This window comes from Streptomyces sp. NPDC050509 (assembly GCF_044457965.1).
In the GTDB taxonomy this organism is placed as follows: domain Bacteria; phylum Actinomycetota; class Actinomycetes; order Streptomycetales; family Streptomycetaceae; genus Streptomyces.
On sequence record NZ_JBITHL010000011.1, the window covers coordinates 234384 to 258210 of the forward strand.

Consider the following 23827-nt stretch of genomic DNA (forward strand, 5'->3'; position numbering starts at 1 on the left):
AATGGCGATTCGGCGGACGCAAGTGTATGTGCAGGCGTGGCCGGTTGTAACCGCTCGCGGCGCCGGTTCAGATGCACCGGACGAATGCGAGGTGCCGGAGGGACGCGTGTTTTCCTTTATCGCTTTCGGGTAAGCCCGTGCGCCGCCCCGCAAAACAATTCGGCCCACAACGTCAACGCCGCACACGTAAGGCGACCGCCGCAAGAAGTGCGCCTGTCACCGGACAGATCGCGCTGCCGCGCACCACCGCCGTACGGCAGGGCCATGGACGCGACACGGGCCCGGACCGGCGCCCCGGTGGGCCGGATCAGTGGGCCGGATCAGTGGGCCGGATCAGTGGGAGAAGGCGATGGATTCGGCAAGGTCCTTCTGGGCTTCGAGCGCGGTGAGGCGTTCGGTGAGTGCGGTGTGGACGGCGCTGTAGGTGTCGGAGCCGAAGGCCAGACGCAGGGGCGGGCTCGGGTGGCGGGTGGTGTCGTAGACGGCGGCGGCGAGCTTGGCCGGGTCGCCGGGGAAGTCGCTCTCGGTGATGGTTTCCAGGTGGCGCCGGATCCGGCCGACGGCATGGTCGCGGTAGACGGCCGTTTCGGTGGTGTAGTGCAGGGCCGAGGCGAAGCCGGTGCGGGTGGCGCCGGGCTCGACCAGGGTGAGGTGGACGTCGAAGTCGGAGACCTCGCGGCTGACGCTCTCGGTGAAGCCCTCCAGCCCCCACTTGCCCGCGTGGTAGGAGCTGTGCGTGGGGATGCCGACCTGGCCGCCCAGGCTGGAGATCTGGATGATCCGGCCTCCGCCCTGCTCGCGCATCGGCCGCAGGAAGGCCCGGGTGATCGCCATCGGGGCGAGCAGGAGGACCTCCATCTGGTCACGGACCTGCGCGGCGGTCATCTCCTCGGCGGCGCCCACGATCGCGTATCCGGCATTGTTGACCACGATGTCCACCGGCCCGGATCCGAGTGTCCTGCCGACCACCGTGTCGACGTCGGCAGGCCGTGTGAGGTCGAGGATCTCGACGGTCAGCCGGTCGCCGTACGTCTCGCGCAGGTCGTCCAGAGCCGCGGGGCGGCGGACCGTCGCCGTGACGCGGTCGCCCTTCCGGAGGGCGTGCTCGGTGAGGTGGCGGCCCAGGCCGCCCGAGGCCCCGGTGACGAACCAGTGGCGTACGGCCTTGTCGGAGGGAGCGGGCATGGGAGTCTCCTGGCATAGAGTGTTACCGGAATACGTTCCGCTTAGAAGTTAAGCGGAACGTATTCCGGAAAGCAACCGGGATCGACACCGAAGGAACCCGCATGCCCGCCACACCCCGCCGCACCAGGAGCGACGCGCTGCAGAACCGCGAGCGCCTGCTGGAGGTCGCCGCGCGGGTCTTCGCCGAACAGGGGCTGGACACCGCCCCGGCCGCCATCGCCCAGCAGGCGGGCGTCGGTGTCGGCACGCTCTACCGGCACTTCCCGACCCGGGAAGTCCTCATCGACGCCGCCTACCGGCGCCAACTCACCCACGTGTGCGAGAAGGTGGACGGACTCCTCGCCCGGCATCCGGCCGCCGAGGCCACCCGGATGTGGATGGAACACTTCATCCACTACGCCACGGCCAAGAGCGGCATGTCCGAAGCCCTCAACGCGGTCATCGCCTCGGGAGTCGACCCCTACTCCGACAGCCGCGCCCTCCTCACCGACGCCGTCGCCGCCCTCCTCGCGGCCGGCGCCCGGGACGGCAGCCTGCGCACCGACATCGCCCCCGGCGACGTCCTGCTCCTCATGGGGGGCATCGCCTACTCCGTACGGCACGGCACCGAGGAGCAGGCCCGCCCGATCGTCGACCTCTTCATGGACGCGCTGACCAAGGGCTCGACCGCGAGCTGAGCCCGAGCCCCCGGACCGGCGCTACCCGCGTACGTGTGGTCCGGGCTCAGTTGTCGCCGCGGTGCGGGGTGCAGACCAGCTTGCCGTCGCGGACTTCGCACCACTGCTGGTCACCGGAGCGGAACGTACCGACCCAGCGCGCCGGCGGGTACGAACGGCCCGGTCCCGAGACGAAGCTGTCCGCCTTGTCCGGGTCGCCGGTGCCGTCGTGGACGGCCACGCGGGGGTACGGGAACACCGGGCGGGTACGGACCGTGGCGCCGGCCTCGTCACGTTCGGAGACGATGACGCGGTCCGGCGCGGTGCCGCCCTCGACCCACTCGGTGAGCGGGGTCAGCATGTCCGCCCGGTCGGGGCCGTCACCGCCCTCGCAGTGGTACATCCCCGGAATGAGATAGAGCCGGGCGAACTCGCCGGTGCGGGCACCGGTGACCTTCCGCATGGCCTCCCAGTAGGCGATGGTGCCCTGCGCCATGATCGGCGCGTCGTTCCAGCCGTGCCAGAGGATCAACTTGCCGCCGGAGTCCCGGAACGGGCGCAGATCCGGGTCGGTCGCGTCCATGACCGGCGACATCACCGACAGCTCGCGGAACGTCCTGCGGTCGAAGGAGATCGTCCGCCAGTCGTAGGACTTCGCCTGGTTCGGCGCGGCCAGGTGGCGCAGGTGACCGTCGGCGAGCTGCTCGACGCCCGACGGCACATCCGGGTGGTCGCGCACGATGTTGCTCTGCCAGGCCGGCTCGGAACCGATCGGCTGCCCGCCACCGGGGTACCCCGGGTAGAACGGGACCCCGCGCTCGTCGACCGCGCCCCGGTAGATCTTCCGCGCCGCCTCGACCTCGGCCGCGCCGAGGCAACCGGTCGTACGGTCCGCGGTGCAGCGCAGCGTTCCCGGGTCGAACGAACACGCCCGCGGATCGGTGATGAGCCCGTCGGTGAGCCCGTCGACGGAGTCACAGGCGGCCAGCGCCCCCTTGTGCAGCACGGGCAGATCCTCGGAGGTGAGGATCTGCGTGCCGTCCGGGGCCAGGTTGGCCCGCGCGTTCCACCCGGCGGAGAAGACGAACATCGCCACCCAGTTGTTCGCGGGGGCGCCGGCGACGATCCCGTCGAAGTCCTTCGGATAGCGCTGCGCCAGGTTCAGGGCCTGCCGTCCGCCTCCCGAGCAGCCGGTGAAGTAGCTGTGCTCCGGCGGGCTCCCGTAGTACAGCTCGATGATGTTCTTCGCCACCACCGAGAGCTGGTGCTCCGCCTCGTAGGCGAAGTCCTCCACAAGGTTCGGGTCGGTCGCGAAGGTCGCGTTGGACCCGACGTGCCCTCCGTTGCCGGAGGCGACCGCGAACTCGCCGCTCCGGTAGGCGGGGCACTCCTCGGCCATCCGCGTCTGTCCGTACGGCTCGGTGAGGCCGCAGAACCCGCCGCAGCCGAACTGCAGATACCGCCCCGTCCAGGTCTTCGTCGGCAGCTTCAGCGTGAACTGGTGCTGCGGCGCGATGAGCGCGGTCACCTCGCACCGCTCGGGGGTGTCCGCCGTCGCGGGCGCGACGCGTACGAAATCGATCGTCGCCAACTCGCCCGGCAGCGCCTCGATCGGGCGCTGGGCCAGCGCGGCGCAGTCCATCCGCGGCGTTGTGACCGCGCTGCGTGCCACGGGTCTGTCGCTGTCGGCTGTCGTGGGGCTCGTGGCGCCGGTCAACGCGATGACGACGGCGATCACCACGCCGTGGACGCGCAGCCGTTTCCTCCGCTGGGTACCTCGCATGCGGTTCTGCTCCCGTCCCGATGGGGTTGCAGTATCCGGTACTGGAGTAGGTAACTTAGTACCCACTCACGTACTCAACAAGGGTGCCGGGGCGCTGAAACCATCGTGAAACCGCGCTGAATGCGCCCTGCCGCACCCTCTGCGGCATGACGACAACGACATCGTGCTCACTCGCCGTCGCGGCCAAGGGGCTGCGCAAGGCCTACGGCGACAGGACCGTCCTGGACGGGATCGATCTGCGTATCCCGGCGGGGTCCGTGTTCGCGTTGCTCGGCCCGAACGGCGCCGGCAAGACCACCGCCGTGAAGGTCCTCTCCACGCTCATCACCGCCGACGCCGGTGACCTGAGCGTCGGCGGCCACGACCTGTCCGCCGAACCGCAGTTGGTGCGGGCCGTGATCGGTGTCACCGGGCAGTTCTCGGCCGTCGACGGGCTGATCACCGGTGAGGAGAACATGCTTCTCATGGCGGACCTGCACCACTTGTCCAGGCGTGAGGGGCGGCGGGTCACCGCCGAACTGCTGGAGCGCTTCGACCTGGTGGAGGCCGCGAAGAAGCCCGCCCAGAGCTATTCCGGTGGTATGAGGCGCCGTCTCGATATCGCGATGACGCTGGTGGGTGGTCCGCGGATCATCTTTCTCGACGAGCCGACCACGGGTCTCGATCCGCGCAGCCGTCACACCATGTGGGGGATCATCCGCGAGCTGGTCTCCGGTGGTGTCACGGTCTTCCTCACGACCCAGTATCTGGAGGAGGCCGACGAACTCGCCGACCGTATCGCGGTGCTGAACAACGGGAAGATCGCCGCCGAGGGGAGCGCCGACGAGCTGAAGCGCCTCATCCCCGGGGGACATGTGCGGCTGCGGTTCACCGACCCGGTCGCGTACCGGTCCGCCGCCCTCGCCCTGACCGAGGTCCAACGCGACGACGAGGCGCTGGCGTTGCAGATTCCCAGCGACGGCAGCCAGCGTGATCTGCGCTCCGTCCTGGACCGGCTGGACTCGGCCGGTGTCGAGGCGGACGAGCTGACCGTGCACACCCCCGACCTCGACGACGTGTTCTTCGCCCTGACCGGCTCCACCCACATCCCCGACCAGTCCAAGGAGACCGTCCGATGAGCGCCCTCTCCCTCGCCGTACGCGACGCCAACACCATGCTCCGCCGCAACCTGCTGCACGTACGGCGCTACCCGTCCCTCACCCTCAACCTCCTGCTCACACCGGTCGTCCTGCTGCTGCTCTTCGTCTACATCTTCGGCGACGTGATGAGCGCCGGAATCGGTGGCGGCGCCGATCGCTCCGCGTACATCGCCTATCTCGTCCCGGGCATCCTGCTGTTGACCATCGGCGGCACCGTGGTGGGGGCCGCCGTGTCCGTCGCCATGGATATGACCGAGGGGATCATCGCCCGTTTCCGTACGATGGCGATCCACCGCGGGTCGGTGCTCATCGGGCACGTCGTCGGCAGTGTGCTGCAGGCGCTCGCGGGCGTGCTGGTCGTCGGCGCCGTGGCCGTGGCCATCGGCTTCCGGTCCACGGGCGCCACGGCCCTGGAGTGGCTGGCGGCGTTCGGGCTGCTCACGTTGGTCGCCCTGGCGCTCACCTGGATCGCGGTCGGGATGGGCATGGCCAGTCCGAACGCGGAGGCGGCCAGCAACAACGCACTGCCGCTGTTCGTCCTGCCGCTCCTCTCCAGCGCCTTCGTCCCGATCGACGCGATGCCGGGCTGGTTCCGGCCGATCGCCGAATACCAGCCGTTCACCCCCGCCATCGAAACCCTGCGCGGCCTGCTGCTCGGCACCGAGATCGGCCACAACGGCTGGCTGGCCGTCGCCTGGTGCCTCGCCCTGGCCGCACTCGGCTACTTCTGGTCCACCTCACTGTTCAATCGCGACCCGAAGTGAGCACGCGGGCTGCCTCCCGCAGCTCGTCCCGCCCCAGGGCGGCGTACGCCGACACCGCGTCGGCGTACGCCGCCCCGTCGGCCTCCCGCGCCGCCCGCCGGGCGCGGTCCGCCGACATCGTCGGCTGGAACTCGCGCAGCACCCGCAGCCGTTCGGCCAGCGCGATCATCCGTACGGCGGAGGCGTCGCCGGACGCGAGCCCCGCCATCCCGAGCGCGTGCAGCACCGTGCCGTACACCGGGAGTTCCATGGGTGAGCGGGACGGGCCGCGGAGCAGTGTCCGCAGCCGTTTCCGCAGCCGGTCGACGGGCTCCGTGACGAGGTCGAGACGGCCGGCGTGCGCGTGGGCCGTCACCGCCGCCGCCTGGATCTCCAGCGCCCACGGGTCGAGCCAGGGATCGCCGCTGTGTATCGAACCGGCCTCGGGCATCCGCTCCACGGCGCCGCGCCACAGGCCGAGCCCGGCCTCCGTCCGCCCGCGGGCGAGCGCGATCTCGGCGCGCCCGCCGAGGTCGGGGCTGTAGAAGGCGTCCTGCTGCGGGGTGTTGTCGCTCTCCGCCTGCCGCAGCCAGTACTCGGCCTCGTCGGGGTCGCCACGCTGCAGGCAGGCGAGGACCAGGGCCGAGCGGATGCCGATGTAGTCGTGCCCGTCGCCGAGCTGCGGCAGCGCCGTGAGCGCCGCCCTGAGATGGCCGTACGCCGCCTCGCCCTGCCCCGTCCGCAGGCACAGTTCGCCCAGCCGGGAGTGGCCCATGAGTCGCAGGGACGGGTTGTCGACCGGAGCCAGTGCGGTGATCATCCGGCGGGCCGAGGCGAGCGCGCGGTCGATGTCGTGCTCGTACTCCCAGATGTAGGAGGCGACGCACTCGGCGATGCCGACGACCAGCGGCTGCTTGCCGTTCCCGTTCCCCCTCCTGTTCCTGTTCCCGGTCCCGTCGCTGTCGCTGTCGCCGTCGCAGAGTTCGTGCAGCACCTCGTAGCCGGGAGGCCGCATCTCGGGAACCGCGCTCAGCACCACCGCGGTGGCCCGCAGCAGTGTGTCCGGCGGGGCCGGGGGCAGCCGCCGGAGGGTGACGAGCTGGCGTACTGCGCGCAGGCCGTACCCCATCAACAGGCCCGCCGTGCACACCACCGCGGCGGCCCGGGCGACCTCGACGTACTCGGGCTCGGGGTAGTAGTGCGACAGCGCCGGGCCGGTGTCCGCGGCGAGGGCGGCGAGGCGGGGAAAGTTGGAGTCGGTGGCCCACAGGGCCGCGAGGACGGCGGTGAGGGCGGCGATGGCGGGACCGTCGGTACGGGCCAGGGCGTGCCGCAGGGCCAGGACGAGGTTGTCCTGCTCGGCCCTGGACCGCTCCCAGGCGGCCAGCCGGTCCGAGCCGAAGAGCACGTCGTGGTACGTGACCCCGAACTCCCGTGCCCAGATGAGGAATCGGCCGACGGTCTCCTCCTCCTCGCCCGCCTCCGCACGCCGGGCCGCGCTGAACTCCCGTACGGTCTCCAGCATCCGGAACCGCACGCCGGCCGGAGTGTCGGCGACGGTGAGCAGCGACTGACCGGCCAACTGTTCCAGCAGGATCAGCGCGTCCTCGCCCAGGACCTGTTCCGCAGCTTCGCCCGAGAAGCCGCCGGGGAAGACGGACAGGGTGCGCAGCGCCGCCCGGGCGTCATCCGCGAGCAGGTTCCAGCTCCACTCCACGACCGCGTGCAGGGTGCGGTGGCGCTCCGGTGCGTCCCGGGCCCCGCCGCGCAGCAGCGCGAACCGGTCGCCGAGGCGGCGGGCGATCTCCGGCACCGACAGCGCCCGCACCCGCGCCGCGGCCAACTCCACGGCGAGCGGCAGCCCGTCGAGCTGGCGGCACAGCCCGTCCACCGCGTCCGGCGGCAGCTCCACACCGGTCCTGGCGGCCCGGGCCCGCTGCGTGAACAGCTCGACCGAGGTGTCGAGACCGAGCTCCGGCAGCGCGTACACCGCCTCCGACGTGAGGGCCAACGGGGCCCGACTGGTGGTGAGCACCCGCAGGTCCTTCGAGGCCGACACCAGAGCCTGTACGAGGCGGGCGGCGCCCCGGACGACGTGCTCGCAGTTGTCCAGCACCAGCAGCGCGGGCCCGGAGCCGAGCACACCGAGGATGCCGGAGACCGGGGAGTACCCGCCCACGGCGCCGTGCCGCCCCTCGCCCGCGCCGAGCGCGGAGGCCACCTCCACGGCCACGTCCTCGTCCGCCGTGACGCCGGCGAGCGGCACGAAGTACACCACGCGCTGCTCGGCCCGGCGGCTGACGGCGTGCGCGAGCCGGGTCTTGCCCAGACCACCGGGCCCGGCGACGGTGACGGCCCGGGAGACGCCCAACAGCCGTACCACGGCCGCGATGTCCTCGTCCCGGCCCAGCAGCGGATTCGGCTCGTGCGGCACACCATGCCTGACCACAGGTGCCCCGCCGCGCAGCAACTCCCGGTGTACGGCGCTGAGTCCGGCGCCCGGCTCCGTGCCCAGCTCGTCGCGCAGCTCACGGCGGTACGCCTCGTACCGCATCAGCGCCATGGCCGGGCCCGCCGTCGCCGCCTCGCCGCGCAGCAGTTCGGCGAGCACCTCCTCGTCGCGCGGCTGCTCCGCGGCGGCCACGGCCAGCGGCCCGGCCGCCTCGGCGTGCCGGCCCAGCCGGGCGAGCGCGAGCGACCGCGCGCGGACGAGTGTGCCGCGTACGGGGGCGCGCTCGGCGCGCAGCGCGGCCACGGGGTCGCCGGTGTCGCCGGACCCGTCAGGGGCGCCCTCCCACAGCGCGAGACCGGCCTCGGCCGCGGCCAGCGACCCCGCGTGGTCCCCGGCCCTGGCCCGGTCCGCGCTGGCGGCGGCGTTCAGCAGCAGGGCGGAGCTGTCGACCTGCTCCTCGGCCAGGGCGAGCCGGTATCCGGTCGGCGTGCTGACGAGGACGTCGGCGCCGAGTTGCGCCCGCGCCCTGGACACGAGGACCTGCACCGCCTTCGCCGGCCGCTGCGGCACCTCGTCCGGCCACAGTCCCGCCACCAGCCGCTCGGTGCCGCAGCCCGTACGCACATCGCCCGCGAGCAGCGCGAGGAGTCCGCGGAGCCGGGGCGCGGTGACCTCCCGCCCGCGATAGGCGACGCGCGGCAGCAGGGTCAGGTCGGTGGTCACCCGTGCAGATTAGCCAAGGCGCCGACCGCCGGAACTCCCGCCGCGGACTGTCCGGCGTGGACCTTGCGGTAGAGGTCGCCGTCGTAGAACTCGGCGGGGTCGGGGGCCTTCTCCCACTGCTTGTTGTGGACGAACAGGTCCCCGAGCTTGGTCAGCGCGCGGCCGATCTCGCCGTTCCCGGTCTTCGGCACCAGATCGTCGGTGGGGAAGGTCTCGACGTGCGAGGCGTCGGCCTTCGCCTGTGCCGGGCTGGCGTCCAGCATCTCGGCGACGGGGGCGATGGACTCCTCGGGGTGCTTCTCGCGCCAGTCGTTGGCCTGCTGCAACACCTTGCCCCCGCCGGCAAGGACCGCCGGTCGACATGCGACTCGTTCTCCGAACTGGTCATCGGTCACGCCCTTCTCAGTCGTCCAGGATGCCGGTGTCCCGCCGGAAAGCCGTCCTGGGGTGGCATGCCGTACAGCATGCGAAGGCGCGCCGAATTTCGTCAACACCACGGAATGTCAATCCGGGGACGTCCCGCGCCCCGCCGGGTCCGCCAATCGCGATCGTGGCGGCGGACCCGGCGGAGGGGTGCGAATCTAGCCCTTGAGCGGACCGCCGTTGATGGCGACCCGCTGGCCGTAGCGGCTGTACGGGTAGTAGTCGTACGTCGCGTGGTGCTGCACGCAGCGGTTGTCCCAGAACACCAGTGTGTTGGGCGTCCACCGGACCCGGCAGCTCAGCAGGGGCCGGTTCGGCACCACGTCGAAGAGCATGTCGAGCAGGGCCCGGCTCTCGTCGGACGACAGTTGGGGGATCCGCGCGGTGTACGCCCGGTTGACGTACAGGATCCTCCGGTCGGTCTCCGGGTGACGCACCACCAGCGGATGTTCGCTCTTGGGGACCACATAGCCCGGCGGCGGAGTCTGCCCCTGGAAGGCGACGAGACCGTCGTGCACGGCCGTCACACCGTCGAGGAGGGAGCGCAGGGCGGGGGACAGCATCTCGTAGGCGAGGTGCATGTTGGCGAACAGGGTGTCGCCCCCGCTGCCCGGCTCCGGCACCCGGGTGAGGTAGAGCATCGATCCGAGGGAGGGCTCCACGTCGGCGGTGCCGTCGGCGTGCCAGCCGTTGCCGGCTACGTTGGCCGCCTCCGCGGTGGTGCTGATCTCCAGGACGTACGGATCGCCCTCGGGCGGCGGCGGGTTGACCGGGCGCAGCTCACCGAAGTGACCGGCGAAGCGCTTGTGATCCTCCTGTGTGAGGACCTGGTCGCGGAAGACCAGCACATGGTGGTCGAGGAACACCTCCTTCACCTCGGCCAGTTGCTCCTCCGACAGCTCCCGCGAGAGATCGACGCCGGAGACCTCGGCGCCGATGACGGGGGTGAGGGGGGCGACCTCCAGGGTCCGGTACTCCTTCGCGGGCCGGGTGGTGACGCGTGCGAGCGCCTCCAGTTCGTAACTCTCCACAACTTCCTCCTGTGAGGTGGGCGAACGGGGGTGACACAAAAGGGCGTTGCACGGGCGCGACCCACGCGCCGGGTCAGCCGCTCCGGGGGGCGTCGTACGAGGCCGCGTTGATCGCCTCGGCCACCGCGGCCACGTACGGCTGCCGGACCACCCCGTAGTGGGTGGTGTCGAGCGGATGCCAGGAGCGGGGCTCCGGGAGGTACGGCCGCCACAGCGCCCACTGTTCCTCCGGCGACCCCAGCGAGGGGACGCCCGCCACCGGCCGCCGTGCCGGCCACAACCGCGCGGGGGTGGCCGCGAGCGGCCGTACCCGGTGCGCGGCCATGCTGCGCAGATTGGCCCGGCAGCACGCGGCGAGCCGTTCGGCGTAGGCCCGCGCGTTCTCACCGGCCGACGCGCCCCTGCCGTGGTCGAGTTCGGCCGCGAACACCGTGTCGAGCTGGGTCTCGTCGTACGCCTGGAAGCGCGCCCCGGAGCCCGGCGGTGGCGGGTCGAGCAGGTCGAGCGAGGCCACCGCCCGGCCCGCCGCCTCGGCCTCGGCGGCCATCTCCGCGGCCACCCAGGCGCCGAAGGACCAGCCGGCCAGCCGGAGTCGCCACTCCCCGGCGGGGAAGCGCGCGAGGAGCGCGGCGTGGTAGCGGCCGGCCCGGTCGGCCAGTGACCACTCCGGGAGGCCGGGCCGGCGCAGCGCCGGGTCGGCGATGAGGCAGACGGTCAGCCGCGGGTCGAGCGCCGAGACCAGCGAGCGGTACGCCTGGATGTCACCGCCGACCGGGTGCACCAGACACAGCACCTCGCGCCCGGTGCCCTCCTGCCAGATCTCCAGTTCCACGTCGGAAGAGGCCACGCCGGAGGCGGCCCCGGCGGAAGAGGCTCCGTCCGAAGAGGTCCCGTCGCGGGGCGCCGTGGCCAGCCGGGTCAGGATCTCGGCGAGCGAGACCCGGTGGCTGAGCCAGGACAGTTCGAGTTCGACCCCGAAGTGCCGTTTGACCTCGCTGATCAGGTCCAGCATGGTCAGCGAGTCGGCGCCCAGGTCGTACAGCGGGACGTCCGGGTCGAGGTGGTCCACCCCCATCCACTCGCACAGCCGGTCGGTGAGCAGCCCCACCGCGACGTCCGCGGGCGTTGCCTGCGCCACGGCCGCCGGGGAGTGCGCCGCCGGTTCTTCGTAGAACGCCCGGGACGCGTCGAGATCCGTGGTGGAGACGAGGAGTTGGGGCAGTCGCAGCGCGAGGGCCCGCCCGAACAGCCGTTTTCCCTCCGCCACGGTCAGGCCGACCGCGAGATGCGCCTGATGGCGGGCGTCCGCGCGCGGCGCGCGCAACGCCATGCCCGCCTCGCTCCACACGTCCCAGTTGACGGTGAGCCGCACCGTGGTCTCCCCGTCACCGGACCGGTGGTGGGCGAAGCCGTCGAGCAGCGCGTTGGACGCCGCGTAGTCGAACTGGCCGACACCACCGAGCACCGCCGACATCGAGGAGCAGTAGACCGCGAGCCCCGGCAGGTAGCGCGCGATCAGCAGCTCCGTCAGCAGCGCGCCCCGCACCTTCGCCGCCGTCGCCGCGCGCATCGCCGTGGCGTCACGCCGGGAGATCAGGCCGCCCGCCGCCACCCCGGCCGCGTGGACCACACTGTCGAGGCGCCCGGTCCGCCCGCCGATCAGGGCCGCGACCTCCTCGGGCGCCGTCCCGGCGAGATCCGCCCCGATCAGCTCGACCCGGTCGGCCCAGGGCGTCAACTCCGGTGGGAGCAGCGGCGTTCGGGCCAGAAGCAGGACCCGGCCCCCGGTACGCTCCAGCAGCCAGGCCGCGACGCCGGTGCCGATCCCGCCCGTACCGCCGAGGACGAGATGGACGCTGTCGGCGCCCGTCACGCTCGCCGGGGCCTGCGCGCCGCCCGTGTCGTCCCCGCCCGCCGACACCGGCAGGGTGATCCGCTCCCACCAGAAGCCCTGCCGCAGCGCGGTCGCGGTGTCGGTGTCGGTGTCATCGGATCCGGCCAGCAGCGCGGCCACCTGCGGGGCCCAGTCGGCCGGTTCCGCGCTCGGGAGATCCAGCCACCGTCCGGCCGACGCACCTTCCTGCGGAGCCACCTCCACCGCCCCGGCCAGCAGGTTCGCCTCCGGCCGCCGTACGGGACCGTCCACCGGCCGCGCCCCGTACGACAGCCACCACGGACGCAACCGCGGCGTCCCTGGCGCCTCCGCGACCGCCCGCAGCAGGGCGGCCGGTGTGTCGAGGCAGGCCCAGCGGGCGCGCTCCAGTGTGTCGGCGCCGACCGGCCCTTCGAGCCCGAGCGGCAGCGTGTGCAGCCAGTCGATGCCGTCGCGGCCCGCCTCCGCCAGGGCGTCGAGGAGTGCGCGCAGGGACGCGGGGTCGGCCGGGTCGACCTCGAACCCACCGTCGTCCCGCCGCGCGAACCCACCGGCGGCGACGACCGGCACCACCCGGGCGTGGCCGGCCTCGAAGGCCCGGATCGTCTCCGCCAGTACCGGACCGTCCGTCATCACCACCAGGAGCCGGGAGGTGCGCGCCGCGGTCGTGGTGGCGGCGTGGCGCAGCCGCACCCACTGGGGCTGGTGCAGCCAGGCGCCCTCCGGAAGCCGTCGCGGCCCCTCCTCGACCGCCGGGCCGCTCCCGTCGGTCGGGTGGGCGGCCCGCGCGAAGTCGTACTCCGCCGTCGCGAAGGCGGGCGGCGGGAAGTCCCATGGTGCCTGCGCGGGGCCCGCGGGCCAGTCGACCGGCCGCCCGGCCGTCCACGCCTCGGCCAGCTCCCGCGCCGTACCGCCGGTCGCCGGGAGCGGGTCCCCGGCCGGGGTCACCGCGACCGGGACCGCCGTACGCAGCCACTCCACGGCCTCGGCGACGTCCCGGCAGACCGCCGCGATCCGCCAGCGGCGCGCGGGCCTGCCCGCCTGCACATGGCGCAGGACCTCTCCGTACGCCTCGGGGCGGTCCGTCAGGTAGTCGGCGACGCGGGCGGCGTCGGCGCGCAGACCGCTCTCGCTGCTGCTCGACAGCGTCAGACAGGGCGTGGTGGGGGGCGAGGCAGGCCCGAACGAACCGTCCCGCCCGGCCGCTTCGAGGATCACATGGGCGTTGGTGCCGCCGATGCCGAAGCTGCTCACCGCCGCCACCTGGTCCCGCCCGGCGGGCCAGGGCCGCGCCTCGGCCGGGATGTGGAACGGCGTCGGATCCGGGCCGATCCGCGGATTGAGGGCGCGGAAGTCGGAGTGCGGCGGGATGACACCGTGGTGGACGGCGAGGGTGGCCCGGATCAGCCCGACCACCCCGGCCGCCGCGCCGAGATGCCCGATCTGGCTCTTGACCGAACTCAGGGCGCAGCGGCCCGATTCCGTGACGTCGAAGGCCTGGCGCAGGGCGCCGACCTCGACCGGGTCGCCCAGCGTGGTGCCGGTGCCGTGGGCCTCGACATAGCCGAGGTCGGCCCCGGTCCGGCCGGCGCGGCGCAGGGCCGCCCGGATCACCTCACGCTGGCCCGTGAGGGAGGGAGCGCTGTAACTGAGCTTCTCGGAACCGTCGTTGTTGAGGGCGGAGCCGGTGATCACCGAGTAGACCGTGTCGCCGTCGCGTTCGGCCAGGCTCAGCGGTTTGAGCACCACCACCCCGACCCCGCTGGCGCCGACGGTGCCGCTCGCGTCGTCGCTGAAGGGCCGGCAGTGGCCGTCCGCCGAGAAGATGTGCTGCGGCCGGTAGCGGTAGCCGCCGGTCAGCTCCAGGTCGATCAGCACACCGCCCGCCAGCATCACGTCGGCATCGCCCTGGCGCAGCAGACCGGCCGCGAGATGGACGGCGACCAGGGAGCTGGCGCAGGCGGCCTGGGCGGTGAACGCGGGTCCCGTCAGGCCGAGATGGTAGGCGGCCTTGGTGGCGAGGAAGTCCTTCTCGTGGTGCAGGGCGAGCTGGAAGCCGTCGGGCAGGAGCGCCGGGTCGGCCTCGCGCAGCATGGCCTGGAAGTACGTGTTCTCCCCGGCGCCGGCGACCAGCCCCACGCGCAGAGCGGAGGGATCGGCGATGCCCGCGTGGGCCAGCGCGTCGGCGCAGCTCATCAGCAGATGGCGCTGCTGGGGGTCCATCAGCCTGGCCTCCTGCCGGCTGAGGGAGAAGTGGTCGGGGTCGAAGGCGAGCGGGCCGTCCAGTTGGCTGCGCGCCCCGACGACACCGTCGGGGGCGTCGAAGTACTCGATCCCGCTGCCACCCGTCCGCACCATCTCCCAGAACGCGCCGAGATCGGCGGCGCCCGGCAGCCGTACCGCCATGCCGATGACGGCGATGGGCTCACCGGCCGTGGCACCGCGCCGATGCGGGGCGGGGGCGGCGGCTCCGGGCGTGGCGGGGTGTGTCGCGGGTGTCCGGCCGTCGAGGAAGCGGGCCAGCGTGCGGAGTGTGACATGTTCGAACAGGTCGGCGACGGTGAGGCGCAGGCCCAGTTCGGTGGTGCAGCGCAGATGGAAGCGCATCAGACCGAGGCTCGACGCCCCGGCGTCGAAGAAGGTCTGGTCGGGGCGGATCGGCGAGCCCGTCGCCGCCTCGAACGCCGCGGCCAGCCGCGCCTCCAGCCGCGCTTCCGGCCGTGTTTCCGGCCCCGAAGGGCCGCCCGTCACCGTCTCCGGGAGTGCGGTCGCGGTGCCGCCCGGTCCTTCGGTGTCGCGGGGCAGCTCCTCGCCGGGGGCGCGCAGGGCGCCGTCGCGGTCGAGCTTGCCGCTGGGGGTACGCGGCAGGGCGTCCAGCCGGCGGAAGCGGTCGATCCGTACATACGGCGGCAGCAGCGGCGCGAGATGCGCCGTGAGCGCCCGTACGGTCGGTGTCCCGACCGGCGGTGCCTGGGGCGTCGGTGTTCCGGCCGCGGGCGTCTGGCCGCGGAACTGGAGGCAGGCCACCAGGCGTTCGCCGTCGCGTACCACCACGGCCTGGACGATCTCCGGGTGGCGCAGCAGCGCCGCCTCGACCTCGCCCAGCTCCAGCCGGTGGCCGCTCAGTTTGATCTGCCGATCGTCCCGGCCCCGGTAGTGCAGCAGGCCCTCCCGGTCGAAGGAGGCGCGGTCGCCGCTGCGGTAGAAGAGGCCGAGGCCGGGCACCTCCACGAACCGTGTCTCGTTGAGCGCCGGATCGCCGAGGTAGCAGCGGGTGGCCATCGTGCCGCCGATCAGCAGATCGCCGGTGTGTCCGGGCGGAACCGGTTCGCCCGTCCCGTCCACCACCCGCAGCACGGCGCCCGCCACCGGCCGTCCGATGGCGGGGCGGTCCGGCCAGTGCGCCGGGTCGCCGTCGAGGCGGAGCGCGCTCACCACGTGGGTCTCGGTGGGACCGTAGTGGTTGAACAGCCGGGCGCCCGGCATCCCCGCGAACCACCGTCGGATGGCGTCGGTGCACACGAGTTGTTCGCCCGCGGTCACCACCTCGCGCAGCCGCGTGGGGTACCGGCCGAGGTGTACGGCGTGTTCGGCGAGGAGCTGCAGCGCCACGTACGGCATGAAGACGCGTTCCGCGCCGGCCGACTCCAGTTGGGCGAGGAGCGCCGGCGGGTCCTGCCGCCAGGCGGGCCGTACGAGATGCAGACGGCCGCCGCCGCAGAGCGTGCCGAAGATCTCCTGGAAGGAGACGTCGAAGGAGAGCATGGAGAACTGCTGGGTGGCGGCGTCCCCCGCGAGACCGCCGGACTCCGCCTGCCACTGGAGCAGGTTGCACAGCGTACGGTCGGACACCCGCACCCCCTTGGGCACGCCGGTGGAGCCCGAGGTGAACAGGGTGTAGAGCGGCCGGGCGCCGTGGTGCGGTGGTACGGGCGGAGCCGTGGCCGTCGACAGGGTGACGGTGTGCCGTGCGATGCCACCCGGGTCGACGGTGTCGAACGCGGCCTCCCCGCCCGGCGGGAGCAGGACGCACAGCGGGCGCACCCGCTCCAGGATGCCCCGCAGCAGGGCCGGCGGATAGGACGGGTCGAGCGGTACGACGGTCAGATTGAGCCGGGCCAGGGCCAGGAGCGCCACCACATGCTCGACGGAGGGTTCGAGGTGGAGTGCGACATGGCAGGGGGCGTCGTCCTCCTCCGGCAGCCGATGGGCGGCGCGCAGCTCGGCCGCGAGGGCCGCAGCGTAGGTGTCGAGTTCGGCGTAACTGACGTCGCGCTCACCGTCGTTGAGAGCGGGCGCGTCGGGCGCCCGGGCGACCTGCCGCGCGAACCCCTCCGCCACCGTCGTCCAGGTCAGGGACGCCGTCGCCCCGCGTCCCGGCTCGGGCAGGGTGCGGCGGTACGGTGCGGCCAGTTCGGCCGGGGTCGTGGTGGCCCCGTCGGCGAGCAGGTCGAGACCCCGGGTGAACAGGTCGGCCAGCGCCGCCACTTCGGCCGCCTCGAAGTGGTCGTCGGCGTACTCCCACAGACAGTCGAGACCGTCCGCGCGCTCGACCACGGAGAGAGTCATCGGGCACTTGGCCTCGGCGGGCGCCGACCACACCGGCCGGGAGTCGCATCCCGGCAGGGCCAGCGCGCTGAAGTCGGTGTTCTCCAGCACGAACAGGAAGTCGAACGGTGACGTACCGACGCCGCCCGTACGGGTGCTCGCCGCACCCGGGCCGCGCTCCCGGTCGGCCAGGACATCGGCCAGCGCCACGTCCTGCCGCTCCAGCACCGCCCGCGCACCGGCGCCCAGGCGCGCCACCTGCTCCCGCAGACCGGCGCGGGGCGCGACGGTCAGCGGGAGCAGAACGGTGTTGGCGAACATCCCCACACTGTCCTCGAACTCCCGCACCGGCCGGTTGGCCACGGGGCCGGCGAGCCGTGGCCGGGTCATGCCCGTCACTCCGTACAGCGAGCACGCAAAGACGCCGTACATCAACTCGAAGCGGGTCAGGCCGAGTTCGGTGCAGAGCCGGTCCACGGAGGCGCGGCGTCCCGCGTCGAGCGAGGTGTGCAGCAGCCGCCCGGGGGAGCAGGGGTGGGCGGTCGGCGGTACGGACTGCTGTTCCGCCGTCCCCGCCGGGCCCGCGTAGTGGTCGCGCAGCGCGCGGCGCTGCTCCTGGTAGGCGGGACCGGCGAACCAGTCGTTCTGCCAGACGGCGTAGTCGAGCGGGGTGGGCGCCCCGGACACGGGAAGCGGCGCGGGAAGCGGCACGGGCTCCGCCGGTGTCGGTGTGTCCGCGTCCCGTAGCGCGTCGGCGTAACCGGCGGACAGGTCGGCCAGCAGGACGTTGAGGGACCAGCCGTCGACCGCGATGTGGTGCAGATGCAGCAGGAGCACCCCGCCGCCGTCCCGAGGCAGCCAGCACGCCCGGAACATCCGGGGTTCGGCCGGCTCGAAGGGGCGGCCGAAGAAGGCGTCGGTGAAGGCCAGGACGCCCGCCTCGTCGCGGGGCGCGCCGGGACCCGGTTCGCTCCACGGGTCGTACGGCCCGCCCACCACCTGGCGCAGCCCCTCGGGCGCCGCCTCGAAGGCGGTACGCAGCGCCGGGTGACGCTCGACCAGCCCGCGCAGCGCGCGGCGCAGGGCGACCGCGTCGACCGTACCGTCCAGCCGGAACGCCTGGCCCACGTTGTAGGCCCGGGAGCCGGGGGAGCGCTGTTGCAGGAACCACAGGCGCTGCTGCTCGCTGGTGGCGGGCGCGGTCCGGGCCCCGGAGGGGGCGGCTGGCACCGGATAGGGCGAACCATCCGCGCCCCCGGTGGCCGGTACCTCCTTCATGCCGTCGGCCGTGTCCCCGACCGCCTCGGCGATCCCGGCGAGGTCTGCGTCGAGCACGGCCCGCTGGGGCAGTTCACGCCCCCAGCGCCGCCGTACCTCGAAGCGGAGCCGCAGGGCCTTGAGCGAGTCGCCGCCGAGGGCGATCCAGCGGTCGTCGAGCCGTACGTCCGGCACGCCGAGGATCTCCGAGGCCAGGTCCAGCACCTCACGCTGCCGGGCGGTGGTGACCGCGGCCGGATCCTTGCCGCTGCCGGCACGCCAGGGCGGAGTGTCGCGGCGCAGCAGCGCGGCCCGGTCGACCTTGCCGTTGGCGTTGCGGGGGAGGGCGTCGACCCGGTGGAGGTGGTGCGGGCGCATGTAGGCGGGCAGCCCGGCCGCGAGATGACGGTCGAACTCCTCGAAGGACAGCTCCTGTTCGCACACCACGTACGCCAGCAGCTCGTTCGGCCCGTACTCCCCGTCCCGTCGGGTGCACACATACGCCTGGCGTACCGCGGGGTGCGCCACGATCCGCCGCTCCACCTCGCCGGGCTCGATCCGGAAACCGCGGACCTTCACCTGGCGGTCGGCGCGCCCGATGTACTCGATGACACCGTCGGCGTCCGCGCGCACGAGGTCACCGGTGCGGTAGTGGAGCGTACGGCCGCCGTCGTGCCAGGGAAGCCGGACGAAGCGGCGCTCCGTCTCCTCGGGGAGACGGCGGTACCCGGCCGCCAACCCAGCTCCGGACAGCAGGAGTTCGGCCGTCTCGCCGGGCGTGGCTGTCCGCTCGGTGCCGGGAACCACCAGCAGGGTCCCGGTCTCCGGCAGCGCCCGCCCGATCGGTACGCGGTCCCCGGCGAAGTCGCGCGGGATGGCATGGCACAGGGCGAACGTGGTCGCCTCCGTCGGCCCGTAGACGTTGTGGAGCCGGGTCGCGCTCGACGCGTTGTGCTCGTACCAGCGGCGTATCAGAGCCGCGTTGAGCTGCTCGCCGCCGACCAGGACCTGACCGACCCCGGAGAAGCAGTCGGGCACCGTGTCGACCACCGCGTTGAACAGCGCCGTCGTGACGAACACCGTGTCGATGCGCTCGCGCTCCAGCGCCGCCGCCAGCTCGTGCGGGGTACCCACGGCCTCGTCGCTCAGGATCACCGTGCAGCCGCCGGTCAGCAGCGGCACCCACACCTCGAAACTCAGCGCGTCGAAGGCCGGGTTGGCGAGTGCGGCGAAGCGCGCGCCCTCGGCCGTACGGATGTAGCCGGGCATCGCCAGGCGCAGGATGCCCGCGTCCCGTACCTCGACCCCCTTGGGAACACCGGTCGTTCCCGAGGTGTAGAAGAGGAAGGAGACCGGCGAATCCGCGAACGGAGCCTCCGGCAGGTCCTGTTCTCCCAGGTCCCCCGTCTCCGTGACGAGGAGCCCGGCGACGGACAGCGGGCGCACCGGGTCCGGGGACGTGTCAGGGGCGTCCGGAGGCGTCCCGTCGTGGATCACCGCCACAGCGGCCGAGTCGGTCAGGATGTGGCGGCGCCGCTCCGGCGGGCTCTGCAGGTCGAGCGGTACGACGCGGGCGCCGAGGCGCAGGACGCCCAGCATGGCGCACACCTGCCGCCAGGAGCGGGGCAGCGCGAGGGCCACCGCCTCGCCGGGGCGGACACCGGCCCGGCGCAGCCCCTCGGCCACCGCCCGTCCCGCGGCGGCGAGTTCACCGTAGTCGAGCCGCCGCTCCCCGTCGGCCACGGCGACGGCGCGCGGGGTGCGCAGCGCCTGCTCGTACACCGCCCGCGCCAGGCCGGTTCCCGTTCTCATCGTGCCTCCAGCGCGACGGAGGCGAGCCGGGTCAGCTCCGCGGTGATCAGCTCGGCCACCCGGGGCACCTCGTCGCTCTCCAGCATGTCCCAGTGGCCGCACTCCACCGGCTCCGTCAACAGCCCCTGTTCCGCACGTCGTTGCCAGAACTCGCGCACCTCGGCTCCGTCCTCGCCGTCCTCGCCGTCCGAGCCGTCCGCGGTGGCCTGGACGAACACCAGCCGGGCCGCCGACGGCGGCGGCAGATAGTCGCGGGCGGTCATCCGGTTGTGGTTGTAGATACGGAAGTACCGGTCGACCTGGTCGTCCTCGATGCCCGGGTACATCCCGTTGAACCGGACGAGCTTCTCCCGGAACTCGGCCGCGTCCACCGGCTCGATCGCCGTGCGTCGCGCCGGGTCCTCCGTGCCGTGGGTGTCGAGCAGGACCACACTCAGCCTGGTGTGTCCGGCCTCCGCCAGCCGCCGCCCCATCTCGTGGGCGACCAGACCGCCGTACGAGAGCCCGCACAGGACCAGGGACTCGCCGGGCCGCGGGTCGACGCGTTTCAGATACTCCTCCGCCATGGCCTCGACGCTCGGCAGCGGCAGCTCGCCCGCGTTGATGCCGGGGGACTGGATGCCCTGGACCCCGACCGCCGCGGGCAGCGCGGCGGCCAGCGGCAGATAGCAGAACGCGGTCCCGCCGGCCGGATGCACACAGACCACCCGCCGCTCCCCGTCCCCCGCGCGGAACTCGATGAGGTGATCGTCCGGGCCGCCAGGACCCGGCCGCCCCGTGGCGCCCTTCCGCAGCCGCTCGGCCAGCGCCTCGACGGTCGGATGCAGCAGGATGTCCCGGATCGGCAGCTCCTCGCCGAACTCCTCGTGGACGGCGTGGGCCACCTTGATGGCGGAGATCGACGTGCCGCCCAGGTCGAAGAAGTTGTCGGTGATGCCGATACGGGGATGGAGCAGCAGCCGGCTCCAGATCCGGTGGAGCGCCATCTCGACCTGGTCGCGCGGGGTGGCCGTGTTGACCTGGGACGGCCGCGCGGCCCGGGAGTGCTCCAGCAGCGCCGTACGGTCCAGCTTGCCGCTCCGGTTCAGCGGCAGGTACGGGAGTTCGGCGAACGCGGACGGGATCATGTAGTCGGGCAGCCGCTCCGCGAGCGCAGCCCGCCACACGTGCGGCGGCCGGGGTTCGGCGTCGCCCCGGCCGATGCCCGCCACCAGACGCGGCTCCCCGGGGCCCGTACGGTCGACGAGTACGGCCGCCTCCCGCACGCCCGGCAGCGCCAGCAGCGCCGCCTCCACCTCGCCGGGTTCGATCCGGAAGCCCCGCAGCTTGATCTGGTCGTCCACCCGGCCCGCGTAGGTGGCGTTGCCGTCCGGCAGCCACCGGGCCAGATCGCCCGTACGGTACATCCGCTCCCCGGGGACGAAGGGGTCGGGCACGAACCGTTCCGCCGTCAGGTCCGGCCGGTGCGCGTACCCCTGGGCCAGGCTCGCCCCCGCGACGCAGACCTCGCCCGCCACCCCCGGCGGCACCGGCCGCAGCCGGTCGTCCAGCAGATAGAGCCGGGTGCCCGGCAGCGGCCTGCCGATCGGACAGGGCCGCTCCAGCGGCCGGAAGTCGGTGTACGCGGTGGTGTAGAGGGTGGCCTCGGTCGGCCCGTAGCCGTAACAGATCCGCAGCGCGGGCAGGACCTGCCGCATCCGGTACAGCGCCGTCTCGGGCAGGGACTCCACCCCCGTCAGCAACTGCCGCAGGGCCAGCCCCGCCAGGCGCTCCTGCGGAGCCTCGTCGATCCACTTGACGTAGGCCGGGGGCAGGAACGCCTGGGTGACGCGGTGCTCCCGCAGCCAGCCCATCAGCGCCCGCGGGTCGCCGCGCAGCCCGTCGGGGACCAGGTGCAGTACGGCGCCGGTCGTGAGCGGCAGGAGAAGCTCGTGCACCGAGGCGTCGAAGCCGATGCTCGACCAGGCCGACGCCGCCTCGCCGGGGGCGTCCCCGAACCGGGCCAGCCACTGGTCGAACAGGTTGGTCACCGATCCGTGCGTCACCACGACACCCTTGGGGCGGCCGGTCGAGCCGGAGGTGTAGATGACGTACGCCGGATCCGACGGGCGGACCGCGACCCCGGGGGCGTCGTCGCGTCCGCCCTCCGCCTCGACCCCCGTCAGAGAAGACCAGTGCGCCGGCGGTACGGCGAGGTCGCTCAGCACCAGCGCGGGTACGGCGTCCTCCACCATGGCGGCCAGCCGCTCGGCGGGCTGGCCGGGGTCGAGCGGCAGATAGGCAGCGCCCGCCTTGAGGATGCCGAGCACCCCCACCACCAGCTCCGCCGACCGCCCGGCGTGCAGGCCCACCACCTGGCCGGGCCCGGCGCCGCGGGCGATCAGGGCGTGGGCCAGCCGGTTGACGCGCCGCTCCAGCGCGGCGTAGTCCAGCCGTGCCCCCTCGGCCACCAGGGCGGCTTCGGCGGGGCGGTGGCGTACCTGCGCCTCGAAGCGCTCGACGAGGGAGAGCGCGGGGCCGGCCGGGCCGTCTTCCCCGGTGCTCCACTCCGCCAGCAGCTCCCGCTGCTCCCGCGCGTCCATGAGGGCGAGGTCCGCGATCTCACGGTCGGGCCGCTCGGCCATCTGCGCCAGCACCCGGGGCAGGTAGCGCGCGTACCGCTCGACCGTCCCGTGGTCGAACAGGGCACTCGCGTAGTCCAGATCGCCGGTGATCCGGCCGTCCTCCTCCGTCAGCGCCAGCACCAGGTCGAACTTGGCGGGCGCGTGCGGGATGTCCAGCGGCTCCGTCTCGACGCCGGGCAGCTCCAGCAGGCCCCGCAGCGACGGCACCCACGCGAACATGGTCTGGAAGAGCGGTGAGTACGCGGGGCTGCGGGGCGGGTTGACCAGCTCCACCACCCGCTCGAACGGCAGGTCGCTGTGGCGCAGGGCGCCGCGGAGCGTGCCGCGCACCCGCTGCAGCAGGTCCCCGCCCGTCGGGGTGCCCGAGAGGTCGATCCGGAGCGCGAGGGTGTTGACGAAGAAGCCCATCAGCCCGCCGACATCGCCGCGCCGGCGGTTCGCCGTCGGCGCGCCGACAACGATGTCGGACCGGCGGGTCAGATGCGCGAGCACCACGGACCAGCCGGTCAGCAGTGTTGCGTACAGGGTGACGCCCTGCCGGTGCGCGAGGTCCTTGAGCGCCGTAGTGAGCTCCGCGTCGAGGTCGACCCGTACCCGGCCGCCCCGGAAGTCCTGCTCGGGAGGGCGCGGCCGGTCGGTCGGCAGCTCCAGCAGCGGCGGGGCGTCGGCCAGCGTCCCGGCCCAGTAGGCGCTCTGCGCGGCGAACTCCCCTGCGGCACCGGGCTCCTCGCCGTCCAGCCACCGCCGCTGCCAGGCGGCGTGGTCGGCGTACCGCGAGGTCAGCGGGGGCAGTACGGAGTCGGCCCGCTCACCGTGCGCCAACGCGGTGTGGATGAGGCCGAGTTCGCGGAGCATGATGTCCCGGGACGCCCCGTCGAACACGATGTGGTGCACCGTGATGAGCAGGACGTGGTGCTCCTCGCCCAGCACCAGCAGCCGGCCACGGGACAGCGGGCCCCGGCCGAGATCGAACGGCGCCGCGCACTCCTCGTACCGCCGGGCGGCGAGCAGCGCCTCCGCGTCGGGACGGCCCGTCAGATCCTCCACCACGAGCCCGAACCCCGTCTCCGGCGGGTCGATCCACTGGCAGGGCTCACCGTCCACGGAGACGATCCGGGTACGCAGCGACTCGTGCCGGGCAGCCAGCGCGTCGAGCGCCCGCCGCAGTACGGTACGGTCCAGCGGCCCCCGCAGGGAGAAGGCCACCGGCTCGTTGTACGCCTCGCCGCCCCCCTCCCGCTGTGCCAGCACCCACAGCCGCTGCTGCGTCGGCGACAGCGGCACCGGCGTCCCCCGCTCCCCGTGCGGCTTGCCGCCGCCGGGGGCCCGGATCGCGCGCTGCCGCGCCGTGGTCGTGGTGTGGGAGGTGTCCGAGGAGCTGCGTATCGCCGACAAGACCAGCCCTTTCCCCTGGGGGAAGCTCAGTGGGGAGTGAGATCGCGCGGGTGGGTGTGACGGGCGCGGCGGACGTCGTCGTCACGCGGGGGAGCGTTGCGCGCCTCCACGGTGCAGTCGACGCACCGGCGGTGGTTCCCTGTTCGTGCCCGGGTCAGACAGTGTCAGTGTGCGTGGCGGTGT

At 73.2% G+C, this 23827-nt stretch carries 10 protein-coding genes; 3 read left to right on the top strand and 7 right to left on the bottom strand.

Annotated features, from left to right (window positions below):
* Positions 1 to 333: 333 nt before the first annotated feature.
* Entirely contained in the window at positions 334 to 1185 is an 852-nt protein-coding gene (locus ACIBJC_RS29915) for an SDR family oxidoreductase (protein ID WP_399297753.1), read from the bottom strand.
* A 101-nt stretch (positions 1186 to 1286) separates the two neighbouring features.
* On the opposite strand from ACIBJC_RS29915, the gene ACIBJC_RS29920 reads away from it, so the two are divergent.
* On the top strand, positions 1287 to 1862 hold the full coding sequence (locus ACIBJC_RS29920; protein WP_399297755.1) for a TetR/AcrR family transcriptional regulator: 576 nt from the start codon (positions 1287 to 1289) through the stop codon (positions 1860 to 1862).
* A 46-nt stretch (positions 1863 to 1908) separates the two neighbouring features.
* Here ACIBJC_RS29920 and ACIBJC_RS29925 read toward each other — a convergent pair whose 3' ends face one another.
* Positions 1909 to 3624, bottom strand: coding sequence for a tannase/feruloyl esterase family alpha/beta hydrolase (locus ACIBJC_RS29925; protein ID WP_399297757.1), 1716 nt, complete (start codon positions 3622 to 3624; stop codon positions 1909 to 1911).
* Between the two features lie 146 nt (positions 3625 to 3770).
* Between ACIBJC_RS29925 and ACIBJC_RS29930 the strand changes: the two genes are divergently transcribed.
* Positions 3771 to 4742: an ATP-binding cassette domain-containing protein gene (locus tag ACIBJC_RS29930; RefSeq protein ID WP_399297759.1), complete on the top strand. Its 972-nt coding sequence runs from the start codon at positions 3771 to 3773 to the stop codon at positions 4740 to 4742.
* Positions 4739 to 5527 (top strand): ABC transporter permease, encoded by a 789-nt coding sequence (locus tag ACIBJC_RS29935; RefSeq protein WP_399297760.1) that lies wholly within the window; start codon positions 4739 to 4741, stop codon positions 5525 to 5527. The genes ACIBJC_RS29930 and ACIBJC_RS29935 overlap by 4 nt, the downstream gene beginning before the upstream one ends.
* Here the strand turns inward: ACIBJC_RS29935 and ACIBJC_RS29940 are convergent.
* From ACIBJC_RS29940 to ACIBJC_RS29960, 5 genes are all read right to left on the bottom strand, one after another.
* Positions 5508 to 8681 carry an ATP-binding protein gene (locus ACIBJC_RS29940; protein WP_399297762.1) on the bottom strand — a complete coding sequence of 1058 codons (3174 nt, stop codon included), beginning with the start codon at positions 8679 to 8681 and terminating at the stop codon, positions 5508 to 5510. The two genes, ACIBJC_RS29935 and ACIBJC_RS29940, sit on opposite strands and share 20 nt — an antisense overlap.
* The gene (locus ACIBJC_RS29945) at positions 8678 to 9010 is read right to left on the bottom strand and encodes a hypothetical protein (protein WP_399297764.1); all 333 of its coding nucleotides are present in this window, start codon (positions 9008 to 9010) and stop codon (positions 8678 to 8680) included. Before ACIBJC_RS29945 ends, ACIBJC_RS29940 begins: the two co-directional genes overlap by 4 nt.
* A gap of 252 nt (positions 9011 to 9262) precedes the next feature.
* Entirely contained in the window at positions 9263 to 10135 is an 873-nt protein-coding gene (locus ACIBJC_RS29950; protein WP_399297766.1) for a TauD/TfdA dioxygenase family protein, read from the bottom strand.
* 73 nt (positions 10136 to 10208) lie between these two features.
* On the bottom strand, positions 10209 to 19625 hold the full coding sequence (locus ACIBJC_RS29955) for an amino acid adenylation domain-containing protein (RefSeq protein ID WP_399297768.1): 9417 nt from the start codon (positions 19623 to 19625) through the stop codon (positions 10209 to 10211).
* Positions 19622 to 23644, bottom strand: a complete 4023-nt coding sequence (locus ACIBJC_RS29960; RefSeq protein WP_399297770.1) for an amino acid adenylation domain-containing protein — start codon at positions 23642 to 23644, stop codon at positions 19622 to 19624. The genes ACIBJC_RS29955 and ACIBJC_RS29960 overlap by 4 nt, the downstream gene beginning before the upstream one ends.
* Positions 23645 to 23827: the final 183 nt, after the last annotated feature.

Coding starts and splice junctions, on each gene's coding strand:
- ACIBJC_RS29920 (WP_399297755.1), top strand. CDS start 1,287: ATGCCCGCCACACCCCGCCGCACCAGGAGCGACGCGCTGCAGAACCGC.
- ACIBJC_RS29935 (WP_399297760.1), top strand. CDS start 4,739: ATGAGCGCCCTCTCCCTCGCCGTACGCGACGCCAACACCATGCTCCGC.
- ACIBJC_RS29955 (WP_399297768.1), bottom strand. CDS start 19,625: ATGAGAACGGGAACCGGCCTGGCGCGGGCGGTGTACGAGCAGGCGCTG.
- ACIBJC_RS29915 (WP_399297753.1), bottom strand. CDS start 1,185: ATGCCCGCTCCCTCCGACAAGGCCGTACGCCACTGGTTCGTCACCGGG.
- ACIBJC_RS29925 (WP_399297757.1), bottom strand. CDS start 3,624: ATGCGAGGTACCCAGCGGAGGAAACGGCTGCGCGTCCACGGCGTGGTG.
- ACIBJC_RS29930 (WP_399297759.1), top strand. CDS start 3,771: ATGACGACAACGACATCGTGCTCACTCGCCGTCGCGGCCAAGGGGCTG.